This window comes from Erythrobacter sp. SN021 (assembly GCF_021864455.1).
Window position 1 is genome coordinate 444,357 of sequence record NZ_JAKKUW010000001.1, and the last position, 14,053, is coordinate 458,409.

Consider the following 14,053-nt stretch of genomic DNA (forward strand, 5'->3'; position numbering starts at 1 on the left):
TTGGGGCTCTCAACTGATTGGCAAATGAGCTTTGGCCGCTCTTTCGAATGCTGATCACTAGCCGCAGCGAACAAGATGTACTGGTATTATCTCTCGGGCACGCGGGGAGCGATCTAGAACTTGCTTCACAAAGTTAAAATCCTTTAGGTTCGAGAACACCTTCGATGATGCCCAGAAGACCTGTAGAGCATTTAAATTGATCACATTCTCACCATCAGCTTGCAAAGGTTCTCCAAGACGAAGCGCACGGTAGAGACACACGCCCTTCTGGAGACATCTCTCCACAGTAGCATGCTCGCTCTCCGTAAAGTCGGAATGGTTTTCAAACCCTGCAAGCATTCGGCTCCTGATGCATAGCGCGTCCCAATAGCCTTTGATGAGCAGATCGCCTATGTCTGGCGACGGCATATAGAGTGCATGACATGGGGACAGGGGCATCATCGCCTCGACTCCGGGCATATCAAGGCCGAGGCTCCCCCCATCCCCCGGTCGCGCGGTATTTTGCAAGACCAGCGGATTGTCTCCGATTACAAACGGTCGATCTTCGCCGGTGCGCATCAAGGCCCACCGGCGCATAGCGATCAGATTGGCCAACTGATCGATGTCGTCGCAATGAGCGGAGATCACTTTGCCGATATCGTAGCCCCTGCGACTGGCGCCTAACCCTTCACGGTATGCTTGCGTGCGAAACGATTGTGCGGCAACAAATCTGGACAGGGCAAAGCGGTCTTGGCCTGACAGATCGGACAACCTATTCTGATTAAGGGCCTTCTTGATGACGGGCGCCGCCGCCGTTTCGATCCGCTCGAAGGTCTGCTCAAAGACATGAGGAGCATCCCCGACCATAAGTTGGTTGAAGTTAAGCGACGACGCGAGTCGCTTTGGTGGGCGCTTGCCAATCTCGCCCGTCGCCAAATCGAATGAATAAACTCGACCATCATCGGAGGCGAAGTTTCGCAATAGAAACTTCGGCACCCAATGATGGTTCTCGGTCTGGATCAATAAACCCGCTTCTTCGGCTCGATATACTTCACATCGTCGGTCAGCGTGTATTCGTGGACCGGGCGGTAGTCGATCTTCACGCCGCCGCCGTTTCCGCCCCAGCCGTCGAACCAGGCGATGGTGTGCTTCATCCATTCGCCATCGTTGCGGTCGGGGAAGTCCTCATGCGCATGGGCGCCGCGGCTTTCCTTGCGGTTTTCCGCGCTCACCATGGTGACATTGGCCTGCGCCATGAGGTTGTCGAGCTCGAGCGTTTCGATAAGGTCGCTGTTCCAGATCAGCGAGCGGTCGTGGACCTTCACGTCCTCCATCCGCTTGTTGATCTGTTTCAGGTTTTCGACGCCTTCGGCCATCAGCTTGCTGTCGCGGAACACGGCGGCGTGGCGGGTCATGGTCTTCTGCATGTCCGCGCGCAGCGCCGCGGTGGGCGTGCCGCCGTCGGCATGGCGGAAGTGGTCGAGACGGGTGAGCGACATTTCGGCGCTGTCGGAAGGTAGCTCGTCATGCGACGTGCCCGGCTTGATCAGCTCCTTCAGGCGGTGGCCGGTCGCGCGGCCGAAGACCACGAGGTCGATCAGCGAGTTCGAGCCGAGGCGGTTCGCGCCGTGGACCGAGACGCAGGCCGCTTCGCCCACAGCGAACAGGCCGGGGACGATCTTTTCCGGATCGTTCGCATCGCCCGCCATCACTTCGCCGTGATAGTTACAGGGGATGCCGCCCATGTTGTAATGGACGGTCGGGGTGACCGGAAGCGGTTCGCGGGTCAGGTCGACACCTGCGAAGATCTTGCCGCTTTCCGTGATGCCCGGCAGGCGCTGCGCGAGCACATTGGGATCGATATGGTCGAGGTGGAGGTAGATGTGGTCCTTTTCCGGGCCCACACCGCGGCCTTCGCGCATTTCGAGCGCCATCGAACGGCTGACGACATCGCGCGAGGCGAGGTCCTTCGCGCTCGGCGCATAGCGCTCCATGAACCGCTCGCCCTCGGAATTGGTGAGATAGCCGCCCTCGCCGCGCGCGCCTTCGGTGATAAGCACGCCCGCGCCGTAAATGCCGGTCGGGTGGAACTGGACGAATTCCATATCCTGCATCGGAAGGCCCGCACGCAGCACCATGCCGCCGCCGTCACCCGTGCAGGTGTGTGCCGATGTCGCGGTGAAGTAGCAGCGGCCATAGCCGCCGGTCGCCAGAACGACCGCCTTCGACCGGAAGCGGTGGATCGTGCCATCGTCGAGGCACATGGCGATCACGCCGACGCATTCCTTCTCGCCATTGGCCCCGTCCTTCATGATGAGGTCGAGCGCGAAGTATTCGATGAAGAAGTCCGCGTCGTATTTCAGGCTCTGCTGGTAGAGCGCGTGGAGCATGGCGTGACCGGTGCGGTCGGCGGCGGCGCAAGTGCGCTGCACCGGCGGGCCTTCGCCCATGTTCTGCATGTGGCCGCCAAAGGGGCGCTGGTAGATCGTGCCGTCGTCGTTGCGGCTGAAGGGCACGCCCGCATGCTCCAGCTCGTAAACCGCCTGCGGGGCTTCGCGGACCATATATTCGATCGCGTCCTGATCGCCGAGCCAGTCGGACCCCTTGACGGTATCGTACATGTGCCACGTCCAGTGATCGGGCGTGTTGTTGCCGAGGCTGGCGGCGATGCCGCCCTGCGCCGCGACGGTGTGCGAACGGGTCGGGAAGACCTTGGTGATATTGGCGGTCTTGAGACCGCTTTCGGCGGCGCCCATGGTGGCGCGCAGGCCCGAGCCGCCCGCGCCGACGACGACCACGTCATAGGTATGGTCGGTGATCGGATATTCGCGGCCGTTGATGCTGAAAGTATCGGTACGGGCCATCAGGCGGCTCCTCCGAGGGCGATGCGGGCGATCGAAACGAGGCCGAAGGCACCGCCGCCGATGGTTGCAAGGTTGAGAAGGGCGAGAGTGCCGAACTTGGTGCCGGCGTCATGGACATAATCTTCGATCAGCACCTGCAGGCCAAGCCTTGCGTGCCAGAAGACAGATACGATTAGCAGCGCCAGCGCGGTGGCGGGCAGCGTCTGCGATGCCCAGCCGGTGACGGCGGCGTAGGAATAGTCCGGCAGCAGCGCGAGGCTCACCGCGAGAAAGAGCATCAGCACCAGATTGCCGATGGCGGTGAAGCGCTGCACCAGCCAGTGATGCGCGCCCTCATGCGCCGAGCCAAGCCCGCGCACGCGTCCGATGGAGGTTCCGTTACCCATGGATGATGCTCACTTGAGAAGGACGAGGGCCCAGAAGCCCGCCGTAAGAAGAATGCCGATGACCGGTGCGAGGATCGACCAGGTCTTGTTGGTGTCGAGTTCGTAACCGGCGCCGATGTCGAGGACGAAGTGGCGAAGGCCGCTCATCATGTGGGTGAAGAAAGCCCACGACAGGCCAACCAGCACCACCATGCCCAGCGGCGATCCCATGACCGCTTCGAAAGTCGCATAGGCGTCCGGCCCCGCAGCCATCGCACCCAGCCACCACAGCAGCACGCCGAGGCCGACAAGGGCGAGCCCATCGCCGGTGATGCGGTGGAGGATCGAGACCGCCATATGCGGCCCCCATTTCCATATCTGAAGGTGCGGTGCGATCGGGCGGTTGGCCATGCGTTTCGTCCGGTTGGATAATTTGGAGGCCTTCCCTTAGCGAAGCTGGCGCATGGTGCAAGGCGTAGAGCCTCCTCTTTCCAACCTTCCCGTCATTCCCGCGAAGGCGGGAATCCAGATGCCCTTCCTGCCACTGGCAACGGTTGTAATGGACCCCCGCCTGCGCGGGGGTGACGTAGAGGGGTTGAGACGGTAACCGACGGCAATGACGAATATCCTCCTTACAGGCAGTTCCCGCGGGATCGGCGCGGCAGCCAAGACAGCGCTCGAAGCGCGCGGCGCCGAGGTCATCGGCCAGGCGACACAGAGCAGTTCGGTCGACACGGTTCCGGCGGATTTCTGCGAACCGGGCGCCCCCTATGAACTGTGGGAGGCCGCCCGTGCCCGTCTCGGCGGCGCGATCGATGTGCTGGTCAACAATGCCGGCCTGTTCGATCCCAATCCGATCGAGCGATCGGACATCGAATGGCTCGATGCCTGGGAAGATACGATGCGGATCAACCTGACCGCCGCCGCGCAGCTCAGCCGTTTCGCCGTGAAGCACTGGCAGGAACGCGGCGTGCCGGGGCGCATCGTCCATGTTGCCAGCCGGGCGGGCCATCGCGGCGATTCGCCCGCGCACTGGCACTATGCGGCGAGCAAGGGCGGGATGCTGGCAATGCACAAGACCATCGCGCGCCAATATGCCAGCGAGGGCATATTGAGCTTCGCGATCACCCCGGGCTTTACCGACACGTCGATGGCGGGCGACTATCTCGAAAGCCGCGGCGGTTCCGGCCTGCTGGCCGATATCCCGCTGGGCCGCGTCGCCGATCCGGAGGAAATCGCCAGGATCATCACCTTCTGCGCGCTCGATGCACCGCCGAGCATGACCGGCGCGACGCTCGATGCCAATGGAGCCAGCTATGTCCGCTAAATCGCTTCTTGCTTGCGCACTTGCGACTCTCGCTTCAGCCTGCGCCCCGCCGATCCAGCGGCCCGATCCGCTGCCCGAGCCCGAACGCGTCTCGCCGCAGCAATGGGCGTCCGGTTGCACGAAATGGGACGAATGGGACAAGCCCGCCCCACCCTATCGCATCCATGGATCGACCTATTACGTCGGCACCTGCGGCATTTCGGCGATCCTTATCGCGGGCGAGCAGGGCCATGTGCTGATCGATAGCGGGACCAAGGCAGGCGCCAGGGTGGTTCTCGACAATATCGGCAAGCTCGGCTTCCGCCCCAATGAGATTGCCAGCTTGTTGCATAGCCACGAACATTTCGATCACACCGGCGGACACGCGCTGATCAAGCAAGCCAGCGGCGCGCATGTCGTCGCCTCGCGCAGAGCGGTCGAGGTCCTGAGAACGGGCGAATCCGGCCCGCAGGACCCGCAATTCGGCATGCACGATGCCATGGAACCGGTCGGGGTCGACGTGGTGGTCGGCGATGGCGACACGGTCCGCACCGAAACCGCCACCCTCACCGCGCTCGCCACCCCCGGACATTCGCCCGGCGCGCTGAGCTGGACATGGCAATCCTGCGATGCAGCGGGGGACTGCCTCGATATCGTCTATGCCGACTCGGCGTCGCCGGTCAGCAGCGACGATTACCGCTTCGCCGATCATCCCGATTATGTCGCCGCCTATCGCGCCGGGCTGCAAACCTTGCGCGAGGTCGACTGCGACCTGCTGATCACGCCGCATCCATCGGCGAGCAAGATGGTCGAGCGAGCGGCAGGGGGATCGCTGGTCGGCGGCATGAGCTGCAGCCAATATGCCGATGCGATCGAGGCGCGGCTCGACAAGCGGCTCGCCAAGGAGCGTGGCGGTGAGTGACGCGTGGAAGATCCGTGCCGAAGTATCGAAGCCGGTCGCCAGGGCGGCGCTCGTCGCGCATGAGGATGCGCTCGACTGGCCTTGCGAATGGGTGGTCACCGGCATGGAGGTCGCCGACCATCTGCCCGACGAATGGACTTTCGAAGTCTATCTCGACCGCAAGCCCAAACCGGCCGATCTCAAGCGCGTGGCCGCGCTGTTCGAAGGCACGCCTCCCGCTCTTTCGGTCGAAAAACTGCCCGATACCGACTGGGTGACCGAAAGCCAAAAGGGCGTCGATCCGATCCGCGCGGGCCGGTTTTACGTCCGCACGCCAGAGCATGAAGCCGATCCGGCGATGGTCGATTTCGTCATACCCGCCAGCCAGGCCTTCGGCACCGGACAGCACGAGACCACGGCGGGCTGCCTCGCCATGCTCGACCTGATGAAGCGCGAAGGCGTGGTCGCGCGCAACCACGTCGATATCGGCACGGGCACCGGATTGCTGGCCTTCGCCGCCATGCACCTCTGGCCGAACGCCACGGCCACCGCATCGGATATCGATCCCGTCTGCGCGGACGTGGTGCGCGACAATATGGCGACCAATGCCATTGCCGAAGGCGACGGACCGGGCGAACTGACGATGGTGATTGCCGACGGTATGGACAACCCGCTTCTCGCGCTGCGCGGACCATACGATCTGTTCATCGCCAATATCCTTGCCGGGCCGCTGGTGGAGCTTGCGCCGTCCTTCGCTGGATCGATCGCACCGGGCGGCAACCTGCTGCTTGCCGGCCTGCTCGAAACGCAGGAGAGCCGCGTGCGCCGCGCCTACCGCGCGCTCGGCTTCCGTCTGTCGCGCAAGCTGGTCAATGGCGACTGGTCGATCCTGTGGCTGCGCAAGAGCCGCATACGGTGAGACGCGCGGCGAAGTGGGCTGCCTGGGCACTGGCCCTTCCCGCGACGCTGCTGACCCTGTTCCTTCTCGCCGCATGGATCGGCAGCGCCATTCCGCGCAATGCAGGCTGGACCGAGCCCGCCGTCGGCATCGACATCATGGTCGAAACCAATGGCGTCCACACGGCCATCGTCATGCCGCTGGTCAGTCCGGTCAAAGATTGGCGTGCGGAGTTCCCGGCACGCGATCTGTCGATGCCCTATCGCCCCTACACCCATGTCTCGGTGAGCTGGGGGGAACGCGAAGTATTTCTCAACACACCGACCTGGGGGGATATCACGCTGTCGACGGCGGTCGGCGCGCTCGCCAATGGCGACGGTCTGCTGCATGTCGCGCACTATGTCCGCCCTGCCCCAAGTCCGACGCTGCGCGTGCTGCGGATCGCGCCCGACGAATACGCCCGACTGGTGACGGCGATCGAACGGGTCGTGCCACAGCGCGAAGGCCGCGTCATCCATCCCGGCTATTTCGGCAACGACGTGTTCTACGATGCCCCCGGCACCTATCACCTCGGCAACACCTGCAACCAGTGGACCAGCGACACGCTCGCCGCGGCCGGTATCCGTACCGGGCTGTGGACACCGCTGGCCGGAGGCGTCATGCGCTGGGTCCCGAAGCGGCGCTCGACAAATCCTCGGAACTCTGAATAGAGGCCCGCCATGTACGATGCTGACGGGCTTTCGCGGCCCAAGCCCGAGAACCGCGTCCACCCGGCATCGGCCCACCCGCCGGTCACGCGGCGCCGCTCGCTCGCCAAGGCGATTTCCTGGCGTGTGGTCGGCTCGCTCGACACGCTACTGCTGTCCTACCTGCTCATCGCCTATCTCGGCCCCGTCTTCGGCCTCGAACACAGCAAGAAGGAAGCCCTCGGCACTGCGGGGCTGATTGCGACAGCGGAAGTAGTCACCAAAATGGTGCTTTATTATCTCCACGAACGGTTCTGGGAGTGGAACCGCTGGGGCACCTTTCTCACTGGCGACAAGCGGCGCGAGAGCTATTCGCGCAGCACAAGCAAGACGGCAACCTGGCGCGTTCTTGCCTCGCTCGACACCATGCTGCTCGCATGGCTCTTCACCGGTAACATCGCCACGGCTGCATCGATCGGCGGGTTGGAAGTGGTGACCAAGCTGATCCTCTATTTCTTCCACGAGAGGATCTGGTCCCATGTCGATTACGGAATTGCGCCCGGCGCAGTGCCGCCGGCCGCGATAGGCAATTCCCTGGAAAGCTGAGGCCCGTATTGCGCCGCGTGGTAGCGCACCACGGCCCGCACGACGTCCTGCATCATTTCCATCCGCGCAGGCGTCGGCTCGCGGGTTCGAGCGATCATGACGGCGATCGCGAAGCTGCGTCCTTCGGGAGAGGTGACGATACCGACATCGTTGTAACCCGATTGCTCCCCGTCGAAGAATTGCCCGGTGCCGGTCTTGTGGCGCACGGTCCAGCCCTCGGGCGCGCCCGCTTTCAGTCGCCTCGGTCCGCTTTTGGTCTGCTCCAGCGTGTCCAGCAGCAAGCGAGTCGACTCTTCGGACAGCAAATCGCCGCGATAGAGGCGCGCCAGCGCCTCGACGATCGCCACCGGCGGCGCGCCGTCCGGCGGATCGGCGAGATAGGTTTCGAAGGCCTCGCGCCGACGCGCATCGGGCACCTGGTCGCGCGCATCGAAAAAGGCCGGCCCCTGCGAATAGGACTGGCGCCATTCCAGCCCGGCAATCGCGCTCTGCTTGGTCCGCTCGTCGGTGCCGAAACGGATGCTCGCCAGACCATGACCGTCGAGAAAATCCTGCACCGCCTCCGGCCCGCCGACGCGCCTTAAAACACGGTCATTCGCGGTATTGTCGCTTTCGATGATCGCACGCGCGATCAGATCGGCGTAATCCGAAGAAAAGCTTCCCTTCCGCCGCACGATCTTGCGGATCGGCTGATAGAACACCGTAAGGTCCCGGCTGCGGATGTCGACCATTTCGGCCAGATCGAGACGGCCCGCATCGACTTCGTCCAGGGCGGTCATCGCCACCCACAGCTTGCTGACGCTTTGTTGAGGGAAGCGCTCCAGCCCGTTGAAATGCAGCGTTCGGCGCGCCTCGATATCGTGCACGGCGATCCCCACATGGCCTGCGAAGGTGCCGCCGATTCGGCTGATTTCGCGGTCAAGCTCTTGCTGGTCCGGTGAAAGCGCGATCGGTTCGATTTCGGCCTGGACCTGCTCGACGACGGGATCTTCCGCACTCGTCTGTGCCTGAGCCAGCCACACGACCAGCACGGCCAGCAGCATGACCGGAATGGCTATCAGCAGGAAACGGAGCGGGACGGACACACTGTCTCAACGCACGAATCCGTGCATGTTCCGCCGAAATTTCAGCCGACCAGCCCCGAATCCGCCGCCGCTTCGCCCGGTAGCGGACGGCCGACATCGAGCATGGCGCGCACACGCTCCGAAAACATCAGCCTGCCCTGTGGGTAATGGGTACGATGGATGTCCATCAGCCGATCGAGATGCGCCTGGCCGAGACTATCGCGGAAATGCGGCCCCAGCGCGCTCTTGCCGAAATGCGGGCGCGTATCCGGTTCGTACTGCATGACGAGAAGCTGGAGCCGCTCGAGCCAGGCATAATCGCGCGGGTCGGCAAACAGGTCGATCGCCGCCATCGGCCGGCGCGCATTGGCGGCGAAGTGCGGGCCTGCCTCGCCGGGCAGTTCGCGCACCGAGATGATACCCTTGAGATAGAAGCCCAGATCGCGCAGCGCATCGGCCTCGTGAATGATGAATTTCACCACGGCGGGCGCCTTCTCCAGCGGGACGAAGAACGCCAGATTGTACCCTGTGTACGTGGTCGAAAAGAGCCCGCGCGTAATGCTCGGCGCGCGGTTTTCCTTCAGCCCCGGTTTGGGATCGTAGAGATAATCGAGATCGCCCGGATCGGTAACCACACGCTCGCTCTGCTTGAGATCGAGCCAGTCGATGAACCGCTGCATGGGTCGGCGCAGTTTCGGCAGGAACCGGTCGAACTTGTAATAGCGCTTGAGGAACCACTTGGCGAACCAGCCGCTGCCGCCCTTGGCCTCCGGGTGTGCGGAAGGCTCCTGCCCCTTGTCGCATTCGGCCAGCGCGTGGAGCATGATCACCGGATCGTCGGGATCGGTATAGGGCAACACAGCCCAGTTCGCCGCGATCGAGCCTTGCTTCAGCTCGTCCAGTTTCGACAGGCGGCTCATCGAGCTGACCGATACATAGGGTTCGAGCGGCTTGGTCTCCAGCACCAGCTCGACGATCGGCGCGATCGTGCCGAAGGACAGGGCGACATAGGCGAAATCGGGATCGCCGCGTTTCAGCGTCACCCGCTGCCCCGTACCGTTCAGGAACGTCAGCTCGACGATACTGTCGGCCATCACCGCACGCGGGCCGAAGCCATGCGTGCCGGTCGCCAGGGCGCCGATGACCGACTGCTCCATGTAATTGCCCGAATTGTGCAAACCGCGGCCATGCTCGTCGCGCAGAAACAGCTTCAGATCGCGCACGGATACCGAAGCACCGACACGCACGGTCTCGGTCGCGGCATCGTAGGCCAAGGTTTTGAGCCCGCCTTCGCGCATCATCATCGCGGTCACGCCGGGCACCACCTGCACGCCGTTATAGGAATGCGATTTGCCGATGCAGGTATATTCACCTTCACCGATCAGTTCACCGAGACGGGCTTCGTCCGCCGGTACACGCGCTTCCGTTTCGCAGCGGAAGACGTTTATCCACGAACGGATCCAGCGCTTACCTTCGGTTCCTGCCGCGCGCGCATCGGCGCGTCGCTCACTCCTGCTGAGATTGCTCCCAATCATGGCACCCCCCTGCCAAGCCATTGTCTTCCCGCCATAACCCGCTCGGCGGGCATTGGCGAGGACAGGAACGACATGGCAAGGGGGCCGGAACGATAAGCCCGCCAGAACACTGTGATGGAAAGTAAGTCTTCCGGAGACCTTATGACCAAGACGCTACTCATAACCGGCGCGTCCACCGGTATTGGCGCGGCCACGGCTCGCGCGGCCGCCAATGCCGGATGGAATGTCGCCTTGCTCGCCCGCTCGCAAGACGCACTCGAACGCCTGGCCGAAGAGATCGGCGACACCGCGCTGGCCCTGCCGTGCGACATCACCGATCGCGAGGAGCTCGACAAGGCGGTCGGGCAGACGGTGAACCGTTTCGGCGGGCTCGATGCGGTTTATGCCAATGCGGGTATGGGCGTGTCGAAACCGGGGATCGAGAAAGGCGACCCGGAGGAGTGGCACGACATGATCCACCTCAACGTGCTCGCCGTGCTGACCACCGCGCATGCCACGCTGCCGCATCTGCGCAAGACCAAGGGGCATTTCGTCGTCACCGGCTCGAAAGCCGGTCGCGATCACCTCAAGGGATCGGTCTATGGCGCGACCAAATGGTTCGTGCAGGGCTTTGCCGGCAATCTGGCGGAGGAAATGCGCGAATGGGGCGGCCGTTGTACGGTCATCACGCCGGGCATGGTCGACACACCCTTTTTCGACGAACCCAAGCCCGAGAAGATTCAGCCCGAAGATGTCGCCAATGCAGTGGTCTTCGCGCTCGAGCAGCCGGACACTGCCAGTGTGCGCGAAATCCACATCATGCCGAACGACTAGGAGCTGGCAGTTGAGGGCCTGACACCGGCCAGCGTTTCCTCCGCAAAGTCCAGCGCGGCGCGCGCAAACGCCTCCATATTGGGGATGCGCGCGTCGCTGCCGGTCCGCGTGAGACGCGTCCATTCGCCATCCGGCCCGACCAGCGCGGCGCAGCTTTGGCCCGCCGGTGCACCGCTCGGATGGGTCGAACCGCCCACCGATCCGCTTTCCGCCAGGCCCCATGCCGCGCCGAAATTGTCGCGGATGGCCCGCGCCTGGAGCAGCGCATACTCCTCGCTCGCGCCGCGCATTCCGCGATAGGCGTCGCGCGGCTGGGCAAACAGCACGTCGCGCGCCCTGAACGAATAGACCACCCCGCCCCCGACAAAGAAATCGAGCGCGCCCGGCACGGTCAGCAGCGATGCCGCGATCAGCCCGCCGCTGGCCCCATCGGCCACCGCAATTGTCTCGCCCCGCGCGCGCAGACGCCCCGCAAGGCGCGCGGCGATGGGGTGCGTCTGTTCGAGCCAGCTCATCCGGCCTCGGCGACGATTTTCGCCCAGCCTGCCTCGTCGATCACCTCGATCCCCAGTTCCTCGGCCTTTTTCAGCTTGCTGCCCGCGCCCGGCCCGGCGACGAGCAGGTCGGTCTTCGCGCTGACCGATCCGCTGGCCTTGGCGCCGAGGCGTTCCGCCTGCGCCTTGGCCTCGTCGCGGCTCATCGTCTCGAGCTTGCCGGTGAAGACCACTGTCTTGCCGCTGACGGGGCTCTCCTTCGTCTCGACCTCGTAGAGCGGGGGTGAAACTTCGGACAGGATATCGTCCCACACCGCCCGGTTGTGGTCTTCGTGGAAGAAGTCGGCCAGCGATTCCGCCGCGGTTGCGCCGAACTGGTCCGCCACGCCGAAGATATCCTTCGCATGCTGGTCCATCCGCATCTTGAACGGTGAAGGTTTCTCGCCTTCCTCGCGCGGGTTCTTCCGCCGGTACTCGTCGAACGCCTCAGCGCGGCGGCGGACCTCTTCGAGCACGGCAGCGGCCTTCATCAGATCGCGCGCCGTCACCGCGCCGACATGGCGGATACCAAGGCCGAACAGCAGCCGCGCCGCATCGGGCTGTCGCCGGGCTTCCACAGAAGCCAACAGGTTGTCCACAGACCGTTCCTTCCACCCGTCGAGCGCGAGAATCTCCTCCCGGCGCTGTTTGAGGCGGAAGATGTCTGCGGGGCTTTCGAGCCAGCCGAGGGCGAAGAACTGATCGATCGTCTTCTCCCCCAACCCATCGATATCGAGCGCGCCGCGAGAGACAAAATGTTTCAGTCTTTCCGTGCGTTGTGCGGGACATATCAGACCGCCTGTGCACCGGACATCGACCTCGCCTTCCTCCGCCACGGCCTCGCTGCCGCATTCGGGGCAGTGGTCGGGGAAGACGAAGGGTTCTCGGGTTTCGTCGCGCGTGAGGTTATCCACAAGTTGTGGAATAACGTCGCCCGCGCGCTGGACGACCACGCGGTCGCCCGGCCGCACGCCCAATCGCGCGATCTCGTCGCGATTGTGCAGCGTGACATTGGTCACCGTCACCCCGCCCACCAGCACCGGCGCGAGACGCCCCACCGGGGTCAGCTTGCCCGTGCGCCCGACCTGGATATCGATGCTCTCCAGCGTCGTTTCGGCGCGCTCGGCAGGGAATTTATGCGCCAGCGCCCAGCGCGGTGCCTTGGCGACGAAGCCCAGCCGCTGCTGGTAATCGAGCCGGTCGACCTTGTAGACTACCCCGTCGATTTCATAGGGCAGCGTCGCGCGCTGCGCAGCGATCGTCTCGTAATGCGCGAGGATGTCGGATGCGCTGTCGAAAAGGGCAAACAGCGGCGAGACGGGAACGCCCCAGCGCTCGATCCGGCGCACAACCTCCGCTTGTGTCGCGCCTGGCACGTTGGACGCCGCGCCCCAGCCATGTGCCCAGAACTTAAGCGGACGCTGGGCGGTGACGCTGGCATCCTTCTGCCGCAGCGACCCGGCAGCGGCATTGCGCGGATTGGCGAACTGGCGGACCTTGGCGGGATCGAATTCCTCGCCCTTCTCCTCCGCCGCTGCACGCGCCTCGTCCATCAACCGGGCATTGAGCGCCTCGAAATCGGCGCGCGCCATATAGACCTCGCCGCGGATCTCGAACACTTCGGGCGCGTCCCCGGCAAGCTGCTGCGGAATGTCGGCGATATGCGCGACATTGGCCGTCACATCCTCGCCGACCTGCCCGTCGCCGCGCGTGGCGGCACGGACCAGCGCGCCCTGTTCGTAGCGCAAGCTGCAGGACAGGCCGTCGATCTTGTCCTCGGCGGTGAAGGCAACCGGCGCGTCCTCGGCAAGCGAAAGGAACCGCCGCACGCGCGCGATCCATTCCTCGACCTCCTCGGCGTTGAAGGCATTGTCGAGGCTCATCATGCGAACCTCGTGGCGGACCTTGGAAAGCGGCGAGGCCGACGCGGTATGTCCGACCTTCCGGCTGGGCGAATCCTCGCGCACCAGATGCGGAAACGCCGCCTCCAGCTCCGCATTGCGGCGGACCAGCGCATCGTATTCCGGATCCGAAATCTCGGGCGCGTCCTCGGCATGGTAAAGCCGGTCGTGCTTCGCGATTTGCTTCGCGAGCCGCATCAGCTCGTTGGCGGCTTCTGCCTCGGTGAGGTCGAGCGCCATCAAAAAGCCCCCTCTTCTTCAGAGGAGGGGGTTTGGGGGTGGTGATTGGGTCCGCTCGGCCAACGATCCGCAGTTTCGTCGAGCACGCTTTTCAACCTCTCCAGCACCCCATCGAAATTTCGCATCACCTGATGATTGGTGAATCGCACGGTTGCAAACCCGTGGTCCCGAAGCATCGCCGCATCACGGTCAGCATCGGTCACGGGATCATGGGTATCGCCGTCCACTTCGATCACCAGCCCTTTTGCCGGGCAGAAGAAATCTACGATCCGGCGTCCGATAACCACTTGCCTCCTAAATTTGAAACCGGACAGGCGGCTACCGCGCAACTCCTTCCACAGGTGCCGCTCAGGCTCTGGCAT

15 protein-coding genes are annotated in these 14,053 nt (G+C 63.9%); 6 read left to right on the forward strand and 9 right to left on the reverse strand.

Translation table 11 applies throughout. The annotated features are described in order from the left end of the window. Positions 1 to 57: 57 nt before the first annotated feature. From L5849_RS02140 to sdhC, 4 genes are read right to left on the reverse strand one after another with little or no spacing between them, the layout of a single operon-like run. Positions 58 to 1,002 (reverse strand): DUF4238 domain-containing protein, encoded by a 945-nt coding sequence (locus L5849_RS02140; RefSeq protein WP_236924167.1) that lies wholly within the window; start codon positions 1,000 to 1,002, stop codon positions 58 to 60. Continuing rightward, positions 999 to 2,843 carry a succinate dehydrogenase flavoprotein subunit gene (gene sdhA / locus L5849_RS02145; RefSeq protein ID WP_236924168.1) on the reverse strand — a complete coding sequence of 615 codons (1,845 nt, stop codon included), beginning with the start codon at positions 2,841 to 2,843 and terminating at the stop codon, positions 999 to 1,001. Before sdhA ends, L5849_RS02140 begins: the two co-directional genes overlap by 4 nt. Next, positions 2,843 to 3,229, reverse strand: a complete 387-nt coding sequence (sdhD, locus tag L5849_RS02150; RefSeq protein ID WP_236924169.1) for a succinate dehydrogenase, hydrophobic membrane anchor protein — start codon at positions 3,227 to 3,229, stop codon at positions 2,843 to 2,845. Before sdhD ends, sdhA begins: the two co-directional genes overlap by 1 nt. Before the next feature lie 9 nt (positions 3,230 to 3,238). Then, positions 3,239 to 3,619, reverse strand: a complete 381-nt coding sequence (sdhC, locus tag L5849_RS02155) for a succinate dehydrogenase, cytochrome b556 subunit (protein ID WP_115416924.1) — start codon at positions 3,617 to 3,619, stop codon at positions 3,239 to 3,241. A 205-nt stretch (positions 3,620 to 3,824) separates the two neighbouring features. Here sdhC and L5849_RS02160 point away from each other — a divergent pair, with 205 nt between their 5' ends. Genes L5849_RS02160 through L5849_RS02180 form a run of 5 tightly spaced genes read left to right on the forward strand, consistent with a single transcriptional unit; the run spans position 3,825 to position 7,605 of the window. Further along, on the forward strand, positions 3,825 to 4,535 hold the full coding sequence (locus L5849_RS02160; protein WP_236924170.1) for an SDR family NAD(P)-dependent oxidoreductase: 711 nt from the start codon (positions 3,825 to 3,827) through the stop codon (positions 4,533 to 4,535). Next, on the forward strand, positions 4,525 to 5,436 hold the full coding sequence (gene bla / locus L5849_RS02165; protein ID WP_236924171.1) for a subclass B3 metallo-beta-lactamase: 912 nt from the start codon (positions 4,525 to 4,527) through the stop codon (positions 5,434 to 5,436). Before L5849_RS02160 ends, bla (L5849_RS02165) begins: the two co-directional genes overlap by 11 nt. Beyond that, positions 5,381 to 6,334 (forward strand): 50S ribosomal protein L11 methyltransferase, encoded by a 954-nt coding sequence (locus tag L5849_RS02170; RefSeq protein WP_370459088.1) that lies wholly within the window; start codon positions 5,381 to 5,383, stop codon positions 6,332 to 6,334. Before bla (L5849_RS02165) ends, L5849_RS02170 begins: the two co-directional genes overlap by 56 nt. Then, complete coding sequence (locus L5849_RS02175) at positions 6,331 to 7,023, forward strand: DUF2459 domain-containing protein (protein WP_236924173.1); 693 nt, start codon at positions 6,331 to 6,333, stop codon at positions 7,021 to 7,023. Before L5849_RS02170 ends, L5849_RS02175 begins: the two co-directional genes overlap by 4 nt. A gap of 9 nt (positions 7,024 to 7,032) precedes the next feature. Beyond that, positions 7,033 to 7,605, forward strand: coding sequence for a DUF2061 domain-containing protein (locus tag L5849_RS02180; protein WP_236924174.1), 573 nt, complete (start codon positions 7,033 to 7,035; stop codon positions 7,603 to 7,605). Here L5849_RS02180 and bla (L5849_RS02185) read toward each other — a convergent pair. Next, the gene (bla, locus tag L5849_RS02185) at positions 7,545 to 8,690 is read right to left on the reverse strand and encodes a class A beta-lactamase (protein WP_236924175.1); all 1,146 of its coding nucleotides are present in this window, start codon (positions 8,688 to 8,690) and stop codon (positions 7,545 to 7,547) included. The two genes, L5849_RS02180 and bla (L5849_RS02185), sit on opposite strands and share 61 nt — an antisense overlap. Before the next feature lie 41 nt (positions 8,691 to 8,731). Beyond that, positions 8,732 to 10,204, reverse strand: coding sequence for an FAD-binding protein (locus L5849_RS02190; RefSeq protein ID WP_236924176.1), 1,473 nt, complete (start codon positions 10,202 to 10,204; stop codon positions 8,732 to 8,734). Positions 10,205 to 10,345: 141 nt separating this feature from the next. Here L5849_RS02190 and L5849_RS02195 point away from each other — a divergent pair, with 141 nt between their 5' ends. After that, on the forward strand, positions 10,346 to 11,017 hold the full coding sequence (locus tag L5849_RS02195; protein ID WP_236924178.1) for an SDR family oxidoreductase: 672 nt from the start codon (positions 10,346 to 10,348) through the stop codon (positions 11,015 to 11,017). Here the strand turns inward: L5849_RS02195 and L5849_RS02200 are convergent. The 3 genes from L5849_RS02200 to L5849_RS02210 are packed head-to-tail and all read right to left on the reverse strand — an operon-like array spanning position 11,014 to position 14,053. Continuing rightward, positions 11,014 to 11,532 carry a CinA family protein gene (locus L5849_RS02200; RefSeq protein WP_236924180.1) on the reverse strand — a complete coding sequence of 173 codons (519 nt, stop codon included), beginning with the start codon at positions 11,530 to 11,532 and terminating at the stop codon, positions 11,014 to 11,016. The genes L5849_RS02195 and L5849_RS02200 overlap by 4 nt on opposite strands. Beyond that, positions 11,529 to 13,691, reverse strand: coding sequence for an NAD-dependent DNA ligase LigA (ligA, locus tag L5849_RS02205; RefSeq protein WP_236924182.1), 2,163 nt, complete (start codon positions 13,689 to 13,691; stop codon positions 11,529 to 11,531). Before ligA ends, L5849_RS02200 begins: the two co-directional genes overlap by 4 nt. Continuing rightward, a complete protein-coding gene (locus L5849_RS02210; protein WP_236924183.1) occupies positions 13,691 to 14,053 on the reverse strand; it encodes an endonuclease domain-containing protein in 363 nt (120 codons plus the stop codon). The genes ligA and L5849_RS02210 overlap by 1 nt, the downstream gene beginning before the upstream one ends.